Annotated in this window: 13 protein-coding genes; all 13 read left to right on the plus strand. The window is 62.1% G+C overall.

The window, feature by feature from the left end; translation table 11 throughout:
- Positions 1–171 precede the first annotated feature (171 nt).
- The 13 genes from hutU to dtd all read left to right on the plus strand — a co-directional run bounded on the left by hutU (position 172) and on the right by dtd (position 15,644).
- Positions 172–1,857, plus strand: coding sequence for a urocanate hydratase (gene hutU, locus AC09SL_RS12725; RefSeq protein WP_064106964.1), 1,686 nt, complete (start codon positions 172–174; stop codon positions 1,855–1,857).
- Between the two features lie 154 nt (positions 1,858–2,011).
- Positions 2,012–3,478 (plus strand): purine-cytosine permease family protein, encoded by a 1,467-nt coding sequence (locus AC09SL_RS12730; RefSeq protein WP_058546163.1) that lies wholly within the window; start codon positions 2,012–2,014, stop codon positions 3,476–3,478.
- A 70-nt stretch (positions 3,479–3,548) separates the two neighbouring features.
- Positions 3,549–4,517, plus strand: coding sequence for an ABC transporter substrate-binding protein (locus AC09SL_RS12735; RefSeq protein WP_064106963.1), 969 nt, complete (start codon positions 3,549–3,551; stop codon positions 4,515–4,517).
- Between the two features lie 71 nt (positions 4,518–4,588).
- Positions 4,589–5,440, plus strand: coding sequence for an ABC transporter permease (locus tag AC09SL_RS12740; protein WP_058546448.1), 852 nt, complete (start codon positions 4,589–4,591; stop codon positions 5,438–5,440).
- Positions 5,437–6,267: a quaternary amine ABC transporter ATP-binding protein gene (locus tag AC09SL_RS12745; RefSeq protein ID WP_058546447.1), complete on the plus strand. Its 831-nt coding sequence runs from the start codon at positions 5,437–5,439 to the stop codon at positions 6,265–6,267. The genes AC09SL_RS12740 and AC09SL_RS12745 overlap by 4 nt, the downstream gene beginning before the upstream one ends.
- A 175-nt stretch (positions 6,268–6,442) precedes the next feature.
- The gene (hutH, locus tag AC09SL_RS12750) at positions 6,443–7,966 is read left to right on the plus strand and encodes a histidine ammonia-lyase (protein ID WP_058546446.1); all 1,524 of its coding nucleotides are present in this window, start codon (positions 6,443–6,445) and stop codon (positions 7,964–7,966) included.
- A gap of 129 nt (positions 7,967–8,095) precedes the next feature.
- Positions 8,096–9,628, plus strand: coding sequence for a histidine ammonia-lyase (hutH, locus tag AC09SL_RS12755; RefSeq protein WP_058546445.1), 1,533 nt, complete (start codon positions 8,096–8,098; stop codon positions 9,626–9,628).
- Positions 9,629–9,795: 167 nt separating this feature from the next.
- Complete coding sequence (hutI, locus tag AC09SL_RS12760; protein WP_058546444.1) at positions 9,796–10,998, plus strand: imidazolonepropionase; 1,203 nt, start codon at positions 9,796–9,798, stop codon at positions 10,996–10,998.
- Positions 10,999–11,009: 11 nt separating this feature from the next.
- On the plus strand, positions 11,010–11,813 hold the full coding sequence (hutG, locus tag AC09SL_RS12765) for an N-formylglutamate deformylase (protein WP_058546450.1): 804 nt from the start codon (positions 11,010–11,012) through the stop codon (positions 11,811–11,813).
- Positions 11,814–12,110: 297 nt separating this feature from the next.
- Entirely contained in the window at positions 12,111–13,058 is a 948-nt protein-coding gene (locus AC09SL_RS12770; protein WP_058546443.1) for a choline ABC transporter substrate-binding protein, read from the plus strand.
- Between the two features lie 160 nt (positions 13,059–13,218).
- Positions 13,219–14,133: an alpha/beta hydrolase gene (locus AC09SL_RS12775; protein WP_058546442.1), complete on the plus strand. Its 915-nt coding sequence runs from the start codon at positions 13,219–13,221 to the stop codon at positions 14,131–14,133.
- Between the two features lie 105 nt (positions 14,134–14,238).
- Positions 14,239–15,210 (plus strand): prolyl aminopeptidase, encoded by a 972-nt coding sequence (pip, locus tag AC09SL_RS12780; RefSeq protein ID WP_003196909.1) that lies wholly within the window; start codon positions 14,239–14,241, stop codon positions 15,208–15,210.
- Positions 15,207–15,644 (plus strand): D-aminoacyl-tRNA deacylase, encoded by a 438-nt coding sequence (gene dtd, locus AC09SL_RS12785; protein WP_058546441.1) that lies wholly within the window; start codon positions 15,207–15,209, stop codon positions 15,642–15,644. The genes pip and dtd overlap by 4 nt, the downstream gene beginning before the upstream one ends.
- Positions 15,645–15,958: the final 314 nt, after the last annotated feature.

The raw sequence follows: 15,958 nt of genomic DNA on the forward strand, positions 1-15,958 counted from the left end.
TCCCCAACCATTTCTGAACACCGCCGCCAACAAGTTGGCCGCTTGATTGCATATGCTTGTACATACAAGTAAAGACGTATGCGTATGAGTCACCGATATTCAACGCAACGTTCACTGAATCGCTGCCCACTGCCCGGGCTGGTCTGGATTGATCGCTGAGGAGTTTTTGCTGTGACCGACGCTACCCGCAAACCCGAAAAATACCGTGACGTTGAAATCCGCGCCCCTCGCGGTAACACGCTGACCGCCAAGAGCTGGCTGACTGAAGCGCCGCTGCGCATGCTGATGAACAACCTCGACCCGGAAGTGGCCGAGAACCCCAAGGAACTGGTGGTCTACGGTGGTATCGGCCGCGCGGCGCGCAACTGGGAGTGCTACGACAAGATCGTCGAAAGCCTGACCCACCTGAACGACGACGAAACCCTGCTGGTGCAATCCGGCAAGCCGGTAGGGGTGTTCAAGACCCACAGCAACGCCCCTCGCGTATTGATCGCCAACTCCAACCTGGTGCCGCACTGGGCCAGTTGGGAGCACTTCAATGAACTGGACGCCAAGGGCCTGGCCATGTACGGCCAGATGACCGCCGGCAGCTGGATCTACATCGGCAGCCAGGGCATCGTGCAAGGCACTTATGAAACCTTCGTGGAGGCCGGTCGCCAGCATTACGACTCCAACCTCAAGGGCCGTTGGGTCCTGACCGCCGGCCTGGGCGGCATGGGCGGTGCGCAACCGTTGGCCGCGACGCTGGCCGGTGCTTGTTCGCTGAACATCGAATGCCAACAGGTGAGCATCGATTTCCGCCTGAAAACCCGCTATGTCGATGAGCAAGCCACTGACCTGGACGACGCCCTGGCGCGCATCGAGAAATACACCGCCGAAGGCAAGGCGATTTCCATCGCGCTGTGTGGGAACGCTGCCGAGATCCTGCCGGAAATGGTCCGCCGTGGTGTACGCCCGGACATGGTCACCGACCAGACCAGCGCCCACGACCCCCTCAACGGCTACCTGCCGGCCGGCTGGACCTGGGACGAATACCGTGCCCGTGCCAAGACCGAGCCTGCCGCCGTGGTGAAGGCCGCCAAGCAATCGATGGCCGTCCACGTCAAAGCCATGCTGGCCTTCCAGAAAATGGGCGTGCCGACCTTCGACTACGGCAACAACATCCGCCAGATGGCCCAGGAAGAGGGCGTCGAAAATGCCTTCGATTTCCCAGGCTTCGTCCCGGCGTATATCCGTCCGCTGTTCTGCCGTGGCATTGGCCCGTTCCGCTGGGCTGCGCTGTCGGGTGACCCGCAGGACATCTACAAGACCGACGCCAAGGTCAAGGAACTGATCCCCGACGACGCCCACCTGCACAACTGGCTGGACATGGCCCGCGAGCGCATCAGCTTCCAGGGCTTGCCGGCACGTATCTGCTGGGTTGGCCTGGGCCAGCGCGCCAAGCTGGGCCTGGCGTTCAACGAGATGGTGCGCAGCGGCGAATTGTCGGCACCGATCGTCATCGGTCGCGACCACTTGGACTCCGGTTCCGTGGCCAGCCCCAACCGTGAAACCGAATCCATGCAGGACGGTTCCGATGCCGTCTCCGACTGGCCGCTGCTCAACGCCTTGCTCAACACCGCCAGCGGCGCGACCTGGGTGTCGCTGCACCACGGTGGCGGCGTCGGCATGGGCTTCTCCCAGCACTCGGGCATGGTCATCGTTTGCGACGGTACCGACGAAGCGGCCGAGCGCATTGCCCGTGTGCTGCACAACGACCCGGCCACGGGCGTGATGCGCCATGCCGATGCCGGCTACCAGATCGCCATTGATTGCGCCAAGGAACAGGGGCTGAACCTGCCGATGATTACCGGGTAGGAGCTGGCGAAGCCTGCGATCTTTTGATCTTGATCTTGGTCTCGATCTTTCGCTTGAGATTCAAGTGTCAGGGGAAAGATCGCAGCCTCGTTGCACTCGGCAGCTCCTACAGGGGCGTTATCCAATGACCAGAACAATCCACAGAGGTTGAACCATGGCTGTCACCAGCACGCGCGCAAGCAGCAAGCCGTTGATCGAGAAACGTTCGATCGACTACATCCCGGAAACGGAGAGACACGGCCGATTGTTGAGCCAGTTCACCCTCTGGATGGGGGCCAACCTGCAAATCACTGCCATTGTCACCGGCGCATTGGCGGTGGTGCTGGGCGGTGATGTGTTCTGGTCGTTGATCGGTTTGCTGATCGGCCAACTGCTCGGCGGTGGCGTCATGGCGTTGCATGCCGCGCAAGGGCCCAAGCTGGGCCTGCCGCAGATGATCTCCAGCCGTGTGCAGTTCGGTGTGTATGGCGCGGCCATCCCGATCGTGCTGGTGTGCCTGATGTACCTGGGTTTCACCGCAACGGGAACCGTGCTTTCCGGCCAGGCGCTGGGCCAGTTGTTTGGCGTCAGCGACAGTGTCGGCATCCTCATTTTTGCCAGTGTCATCGTGCTGGTCACGGTGCTCGGTTATCGGGTGATTCACTTCATTGGCCGTGTCGCCAGCATCCTTGGTGTGATTGCCTTTGTTTACCTGTTCGCTCGCCTGATGAGCCAGACGGACGTTGGCGCACTCCTGCAAATCCGCCATTTCAGCTGGAGCAGTTTCCTGCTGGCGGTGTCGCTCGCGGCCTCCTGGCAGATCGCCTTCGGCCCCTACGTAGCGGACTATTCGCGTTACCTGCCGAGCAAGACGTCCTCGGTCAAAACCTTTTTTGCCGCGGGCGCCGGTTCAGTCATCGGCGCACAGGTGGCGATGATCCTCGGCGTGTTTGCCGCGGCCTCGGCCAACGGGCAGTTTGCCGGTCACGAAGTGGCCTACATCGTTGGCCTGGGGGGCACCGGCGCCACCGCCGCGCTGCTGTACTTCAGCATCGCGTTCGGCAAGGTCACCATCTCCACACTGAACTCCTACGGCAGTTTCATGTGCATTGCGACCATCATCAGCGGCTTTCGGGGTCACTTGAACGTAACGCGCCTGCAGCGTCTGGTCTTCGTGCTGGTCATCGTCGGCGCTGCGACCCTGATCGCGCTGCTCGGCCAGCACTCGTTCCTCGGTGCGTTCAAGTCTTTCATCCTGTTCCTGCTGGCGTTCTTCACGCCTTGGAGCGCGATCAACCTAGTGGACTACTACTGCATCACTCGTGAGCGCTATGACGTGCCGGCACTGGCCGACCCGAACGGTCGCTACGGTCGCTGGAACGCCCTCGGTATCAGCGTTTATGTCTTCGGTGTACTGGTTCAATTGCCGTTCATCGCCACCAAGTTCTATACCGGTCCGCTGGTGGAAGCCATGGGCGGTGTGGATATTTCCTGGATCATCGGCCTGGTGGTCCCGGCGGCGTTGTATTACGTCGTCGCCAGGAAGTGGCACAGCGCAGTACCCGATCAATTGATCCTGCCGGTCGAGCAGGACGCGGTTGACGCACAACCGAGCAGGGCGGGCCGCATCCAAGCGGTCTGATGGGACGTTGACAGGGCTGGATGCCTCTTGACTGCCGTAAGCCAATCCAACTGATTAGGAGCGTCACATAATGAAGTCGAACAAGACCCTGCTGACCACATTGCTTGCCATGGGCCTGCTGGCCAGCGCCGGCGCCACACAAGCGGCGGGTTGGTGCGAGTCGGGTAAACCGGTGAAGTTCGCCGGCCTGAACTGGGAAAGCGGCATGCTGCTGACCGACGTGATGCAAGTGGTGCTGGAAAAAGGCTACGACTGCAAGACCGACAGCCTGCCCGGCAACTCCATCACCATGGAAAACGCCTTGGGCAGCAACGACATCCATGTGTTTGCCGAAGAATGGGTCGGCCGCAGTGAAGTCTGGAACAAGGCCGAGAAGGCCGGCAAGGTAGTCGGCGTCGGTGCCCCGGTCGTGGGCGCCATCGAAGGCTGGTACGTGCCGCGCTACGTGGTTGAAGGCGACGCCAAGCGCAAGCTCGAAGCCAAGGCACCGGGCCTGAAGAACATCGCTGACCTGGGCCAGTACGCCGCCGTGTTCAAGGACCCGGAAGAACCGTCCAAGGGCCGTTTCTACAACTGCCCGGCTGGTTGGACCTGCGAGCTGGACAACAGCGAAATGCTGAAAAGCTACGGCCTGGAAAAAACCTACACCAACTTCCGTCCAGGCACCGGCCCGGCACTGGATGCGGCGGTGCTGTCGAGCTACAAGCGTGGCGAGCCGATCCTGTTCTACTACTGGTCGCCCACGCCGCTGATGGGCCAGGTGGACCTGGTGAAGCTGGAAGAAAAACCGGGCGTGGACAAGAGCGTAAGCATCAAGGTCGGCCTGTCCAAGACCTTCCACGACGAAGCCCCGGAACTGGTGGCGGTGCTGGAAAAGGTCAACCTGCCGATCGATATCCTGAACCAGAACCTCGGGCGCATGGCCAAGGAGCGGATCGAGTCGCCGAAACTGGCGAAGATCTTCCTGAAGGAACATCCTGAAGTCTGGCACGCCTGGGTAAGCGAAGACGCTGCCAAGAAAATCGACGCGGCTCTGTAGGTCGAATACTTCCCGGCCAACCGTGGGGCTGGCCGGGACGTTCACCGCATCCACTTGATCGAGAGTCTCTTATGTTTCCCGAAAGCTTTACCTTCTCCATCGCCGATTGGGTCAACGGTTGGGTCGACTCCCTGGTGACCAACTATGGCGATGTGTTCCGGCACATCTCCGAGACCCTGCTGTGGGCCATCGTCAACCTCGAAGGCCTGCTGCGCATGGCGCCCTGGTGGCTGATGCTGGCCATCGTCGGCGGCATCGCCTGGCACGCCACCCGCAAGGTCGCAACCACGGCGATCATTGTCGGCCTGCTGTTCCTGGTGGGCGCGGTGGGCCTGTGGGACAAACTGATGCAGACCCTCGCCCTGATGCTGGTGGCGACATTCATTTCGGTATTGATCGGCATTCCGCTGGGCATTCTCTCGGCGCGCAGCAATCGCCTGCGTTCGGTGCTGATGCCGCTGCTGGACATCATGCAGACCATGCCGAGCTTCGTGTACCTGATTCCGGTGTTGATGCTGTTCGGCCTGGGCAAGGTCCCGGCGATTTTCGCCACGGTGATCTACGCCGCGCCGCCACTGATTCGCCTGACCGACCTGGGCATCCGCCAGGTGGACGGCGAAGTGATGGAAGCTATCAACGCCTTTGGCGCCAACCGCTGGCAACAACTGTTCGGCGTGCAACTGCCCCTGGCCCTGCCGAGCATCATGGCCGGGATCAACCAGACCACCATGATGGCCCTGTCGATGGTCGTCATCGCCTCGATGATCGGCGCCCGTGGCCTGGGTGAAGACGTACTGGTGGGCATCCAGACCCTCAACGTTGGACGTGGCCTGGAAGCGGGCCTGGCCATCGTGATTCTCGCCGTGGTCATCGACCGCATTACCCAGGCCTATGGTCGTCCTCGGCATGAGGTGAGCAAATGAGCAACGCAGCCATCAGCAAGATCGAAGTCAAGAACGTCTTCAAGATTTTCGGCAATCGCTCCAAGGACGCCCTGGAGCTGATCCGCCAGAACAAGACCAAGGACCAGGTGCTGGCCGAAACCGGTTGCGTGGTTGGCGTCAACGACCTGTCGCTGAGTATCGGCACCGGTGAGATCTTCGTGATCATGGGCTTGTCCGGTTCCGGCAAGTCCACGTTGGTGCGCCATTTCAACCGGCTGATCGATCCTACCAGTGGCGCGATCCTGGTGGACGGCGAAGACATCCTGCAACTGGACATGGACGCCCTGCGCGAATTTCGCCGGCACAAGATCAGCATGGTGTTCCAGAGCTTCGGCCTGCTGCCCCACAAGAGCGTGCTGGATAACGTCGCCTATGGCTTGAAAGTGCGTGGCGAGAGCAAGCAGGTGTGCTCCGAGCGGGCGCAGCACTGGATCAACACCGTGGGTCTGAAAGGCTACGAGAACAAATACCCGCACCAGCTCTCCGGTGGCATGCGTCAGCGCGTCGGCCTGGCCCGGGCCTTGGCGGCGGACACCGACATCATCCTCATGGACGAAGCCTTCAGCGCCCTCGACCCGCTGATCCGTGCGGAGATGCAGGACCAGTTGTTGGAGCTGCAAAAGACCCTGCACAAGACCATCGTCTTCATCACCCACGACCTCGACGAGGCCGTGCGCATCGGCAACCGCATCGCGATTCTCAAGGATGGCAAGCTGATCCAGGTCGGCACGCCCCGGGAGATCCTGCACTCGCCAGCGGATGAGTATGTCGATCGGTTTGTGCAGCGCAGGGCGGCGGTGGTGTAAGGCAGGACTCAGTTGTGGCGAGGGGATTTATCTGTGGGAGCAAAGCTTGCTCGCGATACAGGCGCCTCGGTTCCAGAGAGATCGCGTTGTTTTTATCGCGGGCAAGCCTTGCTCCCACAGATATCCGCTCCTCGCCACAAATGTTATTGGCAACTTTATGTGCATGAGGCTTTAGATGTCCCAGGCTGAAAAAATCATAATCACAGGCGCCCCATTGCGTTGGCAGGACGTGGTCGCCGTTGCCCGCTTTGGCGCTGTGCTCGAGCTGTCGACCCAGACCTGGGCGCGGATCGACAATGCCCAGGCCATCGTCCAGCGCATCGTCGAAAGTGGCGAGCGCGCCTACGGCGTCAACACCGGCCTGGGAGCCTTGTGCAATGTTTCGCTCAAGGACGAACAACTCAGCCAACTGTCGCGCAACACCCTGCTCAGCCATGCCTGTGGTGTTGGCGCGCCGCTTTCTGACGAGCAGACCCGGGCGATTCTCTGTGCCGCCATTTTCAATTACAGCCAGGGCAAGTCCGGCATTCACCGCCGGGTGGTCGAAGCGCTGTTGGCGCTGCTCAATCGCGGCATCACGCCGCAAGTGCCGTCCCAGGGCTCGGTGGGCTACCTGACCCACATGGCCCACATCGGCATTGCGCTGCTGGGTGTCGGCCAGGTCAGTTATCGCGGGCAAATAATCCCGGCGCAACAGGCCCTGGCCGCAGAGGGTTTGCAACCGGTGCAGCTGGGGGCCAAGGACGGTTTGTGCCTGGTCAACGGCACGCCGTGCATGACCGGCCTCAGCTGCCTGGCCCTGGCCGATGCAACGCGGCTGGTGCAATGGGCCGACGTGATCGGTGCCATGAGCTTCGAGGCCCTGCGCGGACAGATTGCCGCGTTCGATGCCGACGTCATCGCCCTCAAGCCACACCCGGGCATGCAGCAGGTCGGGAGCAATTTGCGCGCGTTGCTCGACGGCAGCGAAGTCATCGCCGCGAGCCTGGGCATTCGCACCCAGGACGCCTTGAGTATCCGCTCGATTCCCCAGGTGCACGGCGCGGCGCGCGATCAGTTGGCCCACGCTCGGCAACAGATCGAAACCGAACTCAACGCGGTGACCGATAACCCGCTGTTGCTGGGTACGCCGGAGAACTTCCGGGTCATGTCCCAGGCCAATCCCCACGGCCAGTCGGTGGCGCTGGCGGCGGACCTGCTGGCGATTGCCATGGCTGAGATCGGCTCCATCGCCGAGCGCCGCCTCGACCGCTTGATCAACCCCCACGTCAGCGGCCTGCCGGCCTTCCTGGTGGCCAACCCCGGGGTGAACTCGGGGATGATGATCGTGCAATACGTCGCCGCGTCGTTGTGCGCGCAGAACAAACAACTGGCGCAACCGGCGGTGCTCGATAATTTCGTCACCTCCGGGTTGCAGGAAGACCACCTGAGCATGGGCACCAACGCGGCCCTGAAGCTGCACCAGGCGCTGGAAAACTGCACGCAGATCCTCGCCATCGAATACCTGCTGGCGGCCCAGGCCTTTGAGTTTCTCAAGACCCAGCGCTTCGGCGCCGGCACCGGCATTGCCTGGAAACTGCTGCGCGAGCGCGTCCCGGCCTACGACCAGGACCGCTGGCTGGCGCCGGACATCGCCAGTGCCGCCGGTCTGCTCAAAGACCCGAACGTGCTGCACAGCGTATTACCGAATTTGAATTGATCAAAAAAGCGCCAGCGTGCCAAGGCACCTCTTGCCCACAAGGCATCGCCCACAAAGCGAAGGTGACGGATAACGGAACATTCCGGAGCGACTGGCGGGTGAAAACAAAACTCTCAAAAGGAGCAATACATGACTGCCTTAAACCTGATTCCCGGCCAACTGAGCCTGGCTCAATTGCGTGACATCTATCAGCAGCCGGTTACCTTGAGTCTCGACGCCAGCGCCTCGGCACAGATCGAAGCCAGCGTTGCCTGCGTTGAACAGATTCTTGCCGAGAACCGCACCGCCTACGGCATCAACACCGGTTTCGGCCTGCTGGCCTCGACCCGCATCGCCAGCGAAGACTTGGAAAACCTGCAGCGCTCCCTGGTGCTGTCCCATGCCGCCGGGGTGGGCGAGCCAATCAGCGATGCGCTGGTACGGCTGGTCATGGTGCTCAAGGTCAACAGCCTGAGCCGAGGTTTTTCCGGCATCCGCCGCAAGGTGATCGATGCGCTGATTGCGCTGATCAATGCCGAGGTCTACCCGCACATTCCGCTCAAGGGTTCGGTGGGTGCGTCCGGTGACCTGGCGCCGCTGGCCCACATGTCCCTGGTGTTGTTGGGAGAAGGCAAGGCTCGCTACAAAGGCGAATGGCTGCCGGCCGTCGACGCGCTGAAAGTGGCGGGCCTCGCGCCGCTGACCCTGGCCGCCAAGGAAGGCCTGGCGCTGCTCAACGGCACCCAGGTGTCCACCGCGTTTGCCCTGCGTGGTCTGTTCGAAGGTGAAGACCTGTTCGCCGGGGCCCTGGCCCTGGGCAGCCTCACGGTGGAAGCGGTGCTCGGCTCGCGTTCGCCATTCGATGCGCGCATCCATGCCGCCCGTGGCCAGAAGGGCCAGATCGACGCCGCCGCTGCCTACCGCGATCTGCTGGGCGAGCGCAGCGAAGTGTCGGATTCGCACCAGAACTGCGACAAGGTCCAGGACCCGTACTCCTTGCGCTGCCAGCCGCAAGTGATGGGCGCCTGCCTGACCCAGTTCCGCCAGGCCGCCGAAGTGTTGGTGATCGAGGCCAACGCGGTGTCGGATAACCCGCTGGTGTTCGCCGCCGAGGGCGACGTGATTTCCGGCGGCAACTTCCACGCCGAACCGGTGGCGATGGCGGCCGACAACATGGCCTTGGCGATTGCCGAGATTGGCTCCCTGAGCGAGCGCCGTATTTCGTTGATGATGGACAAGCACATGTCGCAACTGCCGCCGTTCCTGGTGGCCAATGGCGGGGTGAACTCCGGTTTCATGATCGCCCAGGTCACCGCTGCCGCCCTGGCCAGTGAAAACAAGGCGCTGTCCCATCCCCATTCGGTGGACAGCCTGCCGACCTCGGCCAACCAGGAGGACCACGTTTCCATGGCCCCGGCCGCTGGCAAGCGCTTGTGGGAAATGGCCGAGAACACCCGTGGGATCCTCGCGGTGGAATGGCTCGCAGCATGCCAGGGGCTGGATTTGCGCGGCGGTTTGAAGACCTCGGCCAAGCTGGAGCAAGCCCGGGCACTCCTGCGTGCAGAAGTGCCGTTTTATGAGAAGGACCGCTTCTTTGCGCCGGACATCAATGCGGCCACTGAATTGCTGGCGAGTCGGTGCCTGAACGAATTGGTCACGGCGCAGTTGTTGCCGAGCCTTTAACTGCTCAAGAGCGTGCATCCTGTAGGAGCTGCCGAAGGCTGCGATCTTTTGATCTTGATCTGTTGTGCGTTCGCTCACGACTCAATTGTCTGGGGAAAGATCGCAGCCTCGTTGTACTCGGCAGCTCCTACGTGTGCGCTTGTCATTAATCATACGGAGGCATCGGGATGAAAACCCTCTGGCAAAACTGCCACGCCGCCACCATGGCCCAGGGCGTCTACTCGATCATCGAAGACGCCGCGATCGTCACCCAAGGCGAGCACATTCAGTGGATCGGCCCGCGTGCCGAATTGCCGACGGGTGACTACCCGGCGGTCAACGACCTCAAGGGCGCCTGGGTCACGCCGGGGCTGATCGACTGCCACACCCATACAGTGTTCGGCGGCAACCGCAGCGGTGAGTTCGAGCAGCGCCTGCAAGGCGTCAGCTACGCCGAGATCGCCGCCGCCGGTGGCGGCATCGCCAGCACCGTGCGCGCCACCCGCGCCGCCAGTGAAGACGAACTGTTCGCCAGCGCCGCCAAACGCCTGAAAAGCCTGATGCGCGACGGTGTGACCACAGTGGAAATCAAATCAGGCTACGGCCTGGACCTGGCCAGCGAGCGCAAGATCCTGCGGGTCATCCGACGCCTCGGCGCCGAACTGCCAGTCAGCGTACGCAGCACTTGCCTGGCGGCCCACGCCTTGCCACCGGAGTACAAGGATCGCGCCGACGACTACATCGAGCACATCTGCACCGAGATGCTTCCGGCCCTGGCGGCCGAAGGGCTGGTGGATGCGGTGGATGCCTTTTGCGAATACCTGGCGTTTTCCCCGGCGCAGGTCGAGCGGGTGTTTATCACCGCGCAACAACTGGGGCTGCCAGTGAAGCTGCACGCCGAGCAGTTGTCATCCCTGCACGGTTCAAGCCTGGCGGCGCGTTACCAGGCGCTGTCGGCCGATCACCTGGAGTTCATGACCGAGGACGATGCCAAGGCCATGGCCGAATCAGGCACCGTGGCAGTGCTGTTGCCGGGCGCGTTTTATTTCCTGCGCGAAACCCAACTGCCGCCCATGGAAGCCCTGCGCAAGCATGGCGTAAAAATCGCCGTGGCCAGCGATCTCAACCCTGGCACCTCGCCGGCGTTGTCGTTGCGCCTGATGTTGAACATGGCCTGCACCTGTTTCCGGATGACTCCGGAAGAAGCCCTGGCCGGGGCGACGATTCATGCCGCCCAGGCCTTGGGCATGGCTGACACCCACGGTTCGCTGGAAGCCGGCAAGGTCGCGGACTTTGTCGCCTGGCACATCGACCGCCCGGCCGACCTGGCGTACTGGCTCGGTGGCGATCTGGAAAAACGCGTCGTGCGCCACGGCGTGGAAATCGATTGAGGAGAATGGTTGTGGAGAAGGTCCTGAATTTCAAGCAAGGGCGCGTGCCGCTGTTGATCAGCATGCCTCACGCCGGCCTGCGCCTGACCCCGGCGGTACAGGCCGGGTTGATCCCCGAGGCCCAGAGCCTGCCAGACACCGACTGGCACATCCCAAGGCTCTACGAGTTCGCCGCCGAACTGGGCGCCAGCACCCTGGCCGCGGAGTACTCGCGGTTCGTCGTCGACCTCAACCGCCCCTCCGATGACAAGCCGATGTACGTCGGCGCCACCACCGGTTTGTACCCGGCGACGCTGTTCGATGGCGTGCCGCTGTTTCGCGAAGGGCTGGAACCGTCGGCCGAGGAGCGGGCGACGTATCTGCAACAGGTCTGGATGCCTTACCACCAGGCGCTGCAGCAGGAACTGGCGCGGCTCAAGGCCGAGTTCGGCTATGCCTTGCTGTTCGATGCCCATTCGATCCGTTCGGTGATCCCGCACCTGTTCGACGGCAAGCTGCCGGACTTCAACCTCGGCACGTTCAACGGTGCCAGTTGCGACCCGATCGTGGCCAGCCAGCTCGAAGCCATCTGCGCCCGTCACGGTCAGTTCACTCACGTGCTCAATGGGCGGTTCAAGGGCGGACACATCACCCGGCAGTACGGCAACCCGGCCGAAGACATCCACGCGGTGCAACTGGAACTGTGCCAGAGCACTTACATGGAAGAGTTCGAACCGTTCAACTACCGCGCTGATTTGGCGGCACCGACTCAGGTGGTGCTCAGGGAGTTGCTGGAAGGCTTCCTGGCGTGGGGACAACGAACCTACAAAAAATAAACGCCTACCCAATATCCTGTGGCGAGGGGATTTATCTGTGGGAGCAAAGCTTGCTCGCGATACAGGCGCCGCGGTTTCAGAGCGATCGCGTTGTTTTCATCGCGGGCAAGCCTTGCTCCCACAGGCTCCCTCGCCACAAGTGTATGTGTCCTGATTCCTTGGAATGGGAACTGTCGCCACCGTGCAAAACCGAGTCGCCACAGTTCATCTTCAGCCCCTCGGCGCTGCGTAATGTTCTGGGCACGGTGCAGCAAGACACCGACCTACAATAATCCGCTGCCGCACGAGACCTTCCCGATGAAAAGACTGTTCAAACGCTGTCTGTCGATCCTCTGCGGTACCACCCTCTTGAGCGTCGGGGCGATGGCCGCCGAGCCTGCGTCGTGCCAGACCGTGCGCATGGGCGTGGTCAACTGGACCGACGTGATCGCCACCAGCGGCATGGCCGATGTGTTGCTCACCGGGCTGGGCTACGACAGCAAGCAGACCAGCGCCGTGCAGCAGATCATCTTCGCCGGCATCCGCGACAAGCGCCTCGACATCTTCCTGGGTTACTGGAAGCCGGCGATGGACAAGAACATCGCGCCGTTCCTGGCGGCCAACCAAGTGAAGGTATTGGACCAGCCGAGCCTGGCCGACGCCCAGGCCACCCTGGCTGTTCCAGACTACGTGGCGGCGGCGGGGCTCAAGACCTTTGCCGACATCGCCCGGTTCAAGGACCAGCTCGGTGGCAAGATCTACGGGATCGAGCCGGGCAGTGGGGCCAACACCACCATCAAGACCATGATCGAAACCAACCACTTCGGCCTCAAGGACTTCAAGCTGATCGAATCCGGTGAAGCGGGCATGCTGGCCGCGGTGCAGCGGGCGGTGAATCGCAAGGAGTTCGTGGTCTTCGTCGGCTGGACCCCGCACCCGATGAACATCAACATGAACATCACCTACCTGACCGGCAGCGAGGACGTCTATGGCCCGAACGAAGGCGCCGCGACCGTCTCCACCGTCACCGCGCCGGACTACGCCCAACGGTGCCCGAATGTGAACCGCTTGTTGGAAAACCTCACCTTCACCGCCGCCCAGGAGAGTCAGTTGATGGTGCCGATCATGGCGCGCAAGACGCCCCAGGACGTCGCCCGGCAATGGCTGCGCGAGCATCCCGAAGATTTGCAGCGCTGGCTGGCTGGCGTGACCAGCTTCGATGGCAAGGATGGCGTGGCGGCGGTGCAGGCCAGTCTCAAGAAGTGACCTTGCATATCGTGGCGGGCGATCTATCTGTGGTGGAGTGAGCTATCTGTGGGAGCAAGGCTTGCCCGCGATGGCGGTGGTACAGCCAAACATTATGTCGACTGACACACCGCCATCGCGGGCAAGCCTTGCTCCCACATTTCAATAGGTGGTGTTCTTCATGGCCTCATATCCACTCTCAGAACAGATGTCAGCCTTCATCGACAAAACCCTGAGCTTCACCAGCCCGGACGACAGCCTCGCCGGTCTGCGCCAGGCCTACAGCCAAATGTGCCGGGCGTTCACCCCGGCATGCCCGCCAACACTGGCCATCGAGGATTTCGAACTGGCCGGTGTGGCCGTGCGCGCCTATCACCCACGGGGCGCCGCGCCACCCGCCGGCTGGCCGTGCATCCTCTATCTGCACGGTGGTGGTTGGGTAGTGGGGGACCTGGACTCCCATGACTTCATCTGCATGGAGCTGGCGGCTGCCCTGGGTGTGCTGGTGTTGGCGGTGGATTATCGGCTGGCACCAGAGCATCCGTTTCCAGCCGGGTTGGACGATTGCCTCGCCGTGTGGCGTCATCTGGCAGCCGCGCCCTTGGCCATTGACCCATGTCGCCGGCTGGTGGTCGGCGACAGTGCCGGCGGCAATCTCGCCGCCGCGTTGTGCCTGGCCTTGCGCGATGCGGGGCAACCGGTGCCCCGGGCTCAGGTCTTGATTTACCCGGCGCTCGGTGGCCCCGCGGACCTGCCCTCGCGTCACGAATGTTTCGATGCGCCACTCCTGAGTAGCCGCGAATTGGTGTGCTATGAGGCGCTGTACCTGGGGGGCGTTCGGCCCTCGCCCTATGCCATGCCGTTGCTTGCAGATCACCTGGGCGGCCTGCCGCCGGCACTGATCCTCGTGGCGCAATGGGACCCGCTGCGCGACGATGGTGTCCTTTATAGCGAGCGGCTGAACGCCGCAGGGGTAGCGGCTGCGCTGTCTGTCGGCGAAGGGTTGGTCCACGGTTGCCTGCGCGGTCGGGGCCAGGTGCCGGAGGTCGATCAGATGTATCGCACGCTGCTGGCGTACCTGGCTGACATGCTTTGACTGCGCAGGGGACATGCTCATTAAGGTAATTCGGGTTTATGATGCCGGACGGCAGACTAAATAGACGTCCCCACAGGGATGACTCGACCCCTTACGGAGCGCGCAATGCAGACTTTGTACCCGCAGATCAAACCCCATGCCCGGCACGATCTGGCTGTCGATGACACCCACACGCTCTATGTCGATGAAAGCGGCTCCCCCGAAGGCCTGCCGGTGGTGTTCATTCACGGCGGCCCGGGTGCTGGCTGCGATGCGCAGAGCCGCCGCTACTTCGATCCGAACCTGTACCGCATCGTCACTTTCGACCAGCGCGGCTGCGGTCGGTCCACCCCTCATGCCAGCCTTGAAAACAACACCACCTGGGATCTGGTCGAAGACCTGGAGCGCATCCGCAAGCACCTGGGTATCGAGAAGTGGGTGCTGTTTGGCGGCTCCTGGGGCTCGACCCTGGCCCTGGCCTACGCCCAGACTCATCCGGAGCGGGTACATGGCCTGATCCTGCGTGGGATCTTTCTCTGCCGGCCGCAGGAAATCGAGTGGTTCTACCAGGCCGGCGCCAGTCGTCTGTTTCCCGACTATTGGCAGGACTACATCGCCCCGATCCCGTTGGACGAGCGCGATGACCTGCTCAGCGCCTTCCACAAGCGCCTGACCGGTAATGACCAGATCGCCCAGATGCACGCGGCCAAGGCCTGGTCCACCTGGGAAGGGCGCACCGCGACCCTGCGTCCGAACCCGCTGGTGGTCGATCGCTTCTCCGAGCCGCAGCGGGCGCTGTCGATCGCCCGGATCGAATGCCACTACTTCACCAACAACGCCTTCCTCGAACCCAACCAGTTGATTCGCGACATGGGCAAGATCGCCCATTTGCCGGGCGTCATCGTGCATGGCCGCTACGACGTCATCTGCCCACTGGACAATGCCTGGGAGCTGCACCAGAACTGGCCCAACAGCGAACTGCAGGTGATTCGCGACGCAGGTCACGCCGCTTCGGAGCCTGGGATCACCGACGCACTGGTGCGCGCCGCTGCGCAAATGGCCCGGCGCCTGCTCGACCTGCCGCCTGAAGAAGCATGAAGGGGCTGTTGCAACGAGTTCGCGGCGCGCGGGTCGAAGTATCAGGCGAGATCGTCGGGGCGGTGGATCAAGGCTTGCTGGTGTTGGTGGCCGTCGAGCCCGGGGATACCCGGGCCAGTGCCGACAAGCTCTTGCATAAACTGCTTAACTATCGAGTGTTCAGTGACGCCGACGGCAAGATGAACCTGTCCCTGGTGGATGTCGGTGGTGGCTTGTTGCTGGTGTCGCAGTTCACCTTGGCGGCAGACACCAAAAGTGGTTTGCGCCCGAGCTTTTCGACCGCCGCGCCACCGGCCCTGGGAGAAGAGTTGTTCAACTATCTGCTGAGCCAGGCGAAACAGGTGCATGGCACTGTGGCATCAGGTAGATTCGGCGCCGACATGCAGGTGCATTTGGTCAATGATGGCCCGGTAACCTTCCTGTTACAGGCCTGAAAGCGTTTGAAACATCTTTTCGGTCCTGTTTCGGGGCAAAACAGGGTGTTTTCTCGATAAATACTTTGCGGCCCCTGATGCGTTGTCACGCGGGCTACTAGATAATCGCGCGCTACGGGGGATCAGCGCTCGCTGGTCCATTTGACTTTAGGTAGAGACTTGTCCTGAACCGTTTGGGGAATCATTTTGTCCCATCGGAGTCGGAACAATGCTCGCCAACTTGGCAAGAGTGGTCAGCAGGAACGGTTTTTCAGCGCCGTTACCGTGCAGATACTTTATCTGGCCGTTGGTTTTTTGATCAGTTTTCGGCGAGG

The organism is Pseudomonas sp. PF05, from assembly GCF_056521845.1.

Excerpts from the sequence above, each read along its gene's own strand:
- hutH (WP_058546445.1), top strand. The coding sequence starts at position 8,096 with ATGACTGCCTTAAACCTGATTCCCGGCCAACTGAGCCTGGCTCAATTG.
- AC09SL_RS12775 (WP_058546442.1), top strand. The coding sequence starts at position 13,219 with ATGGCCTCATATCCACTCTCAGAACAGATGTCAGCCTTCATCGACAAA.
- AC09SL_RS12735 (WP_064106963.1), top strand. The coding sequence starts at position 3,549 with ATGAAGTCGAACAAGACCCTGCTGACCACATTGCTTGCCATGGGCCTG.
- AC09SL_RS12740 (WP_058546448.1), top strand. The coding sequence starts at position 4,589 with ATGTTTCCCGAAAGCTTTACCTTCTCCATCGCCGATTGGGTCAACGGT.
- hutH (WP_058546446.1), top strand. The coding sequence starts at position 6,443 with ATGTCCCAGGCTGAAAAAATCATAATCACAGGCGCCCCATTGCGTTGG.
- AC09SL_RS12770 (WP_058546443.1), top strand. The coding sequence starts at position 12,111 with ATGAAAAGACTGTTCAAACGCTGTCTGTCGATCCTCTGCGGTACCACC.
- AC09SL_RS12745 (WP_058546447.1), top strand. The coding sequence starts at position 5,437 with ATGAGCAACGCAGCCATCAGCAAGATCGAAGTCAAGAACGTCTTCAAG.
- AC09SL_RS12730 (WP_058546163.1), top strand. The coding sequence starts at position 2,012 with ATGGCTGTCACCAGCACGCGCGCAAGCAGCAAGCCGTTGATCGAGAAA.
- hutI (WP_058546444.1), top strand. The coding sequence starts at position 9,796 with ATGAAAACCCTCTGGCAAAACTGCCACGCCGCCACCATGGCCCAGGGC.
- dtd (WP_058546441.1), top strand. The coding sequence starts at position 15,207 with ATGAAGGGGCTGTTGCAACGAGTTCGCGGCGCGCGGGTCGAAGTATCA.
- pip (WP_003196909.1), top strand. The coding sequence starts at position 14,239 with ATGCAGACTTTGTACCCGCAGATCAAACCCCATGCCCGGCACGATCTG.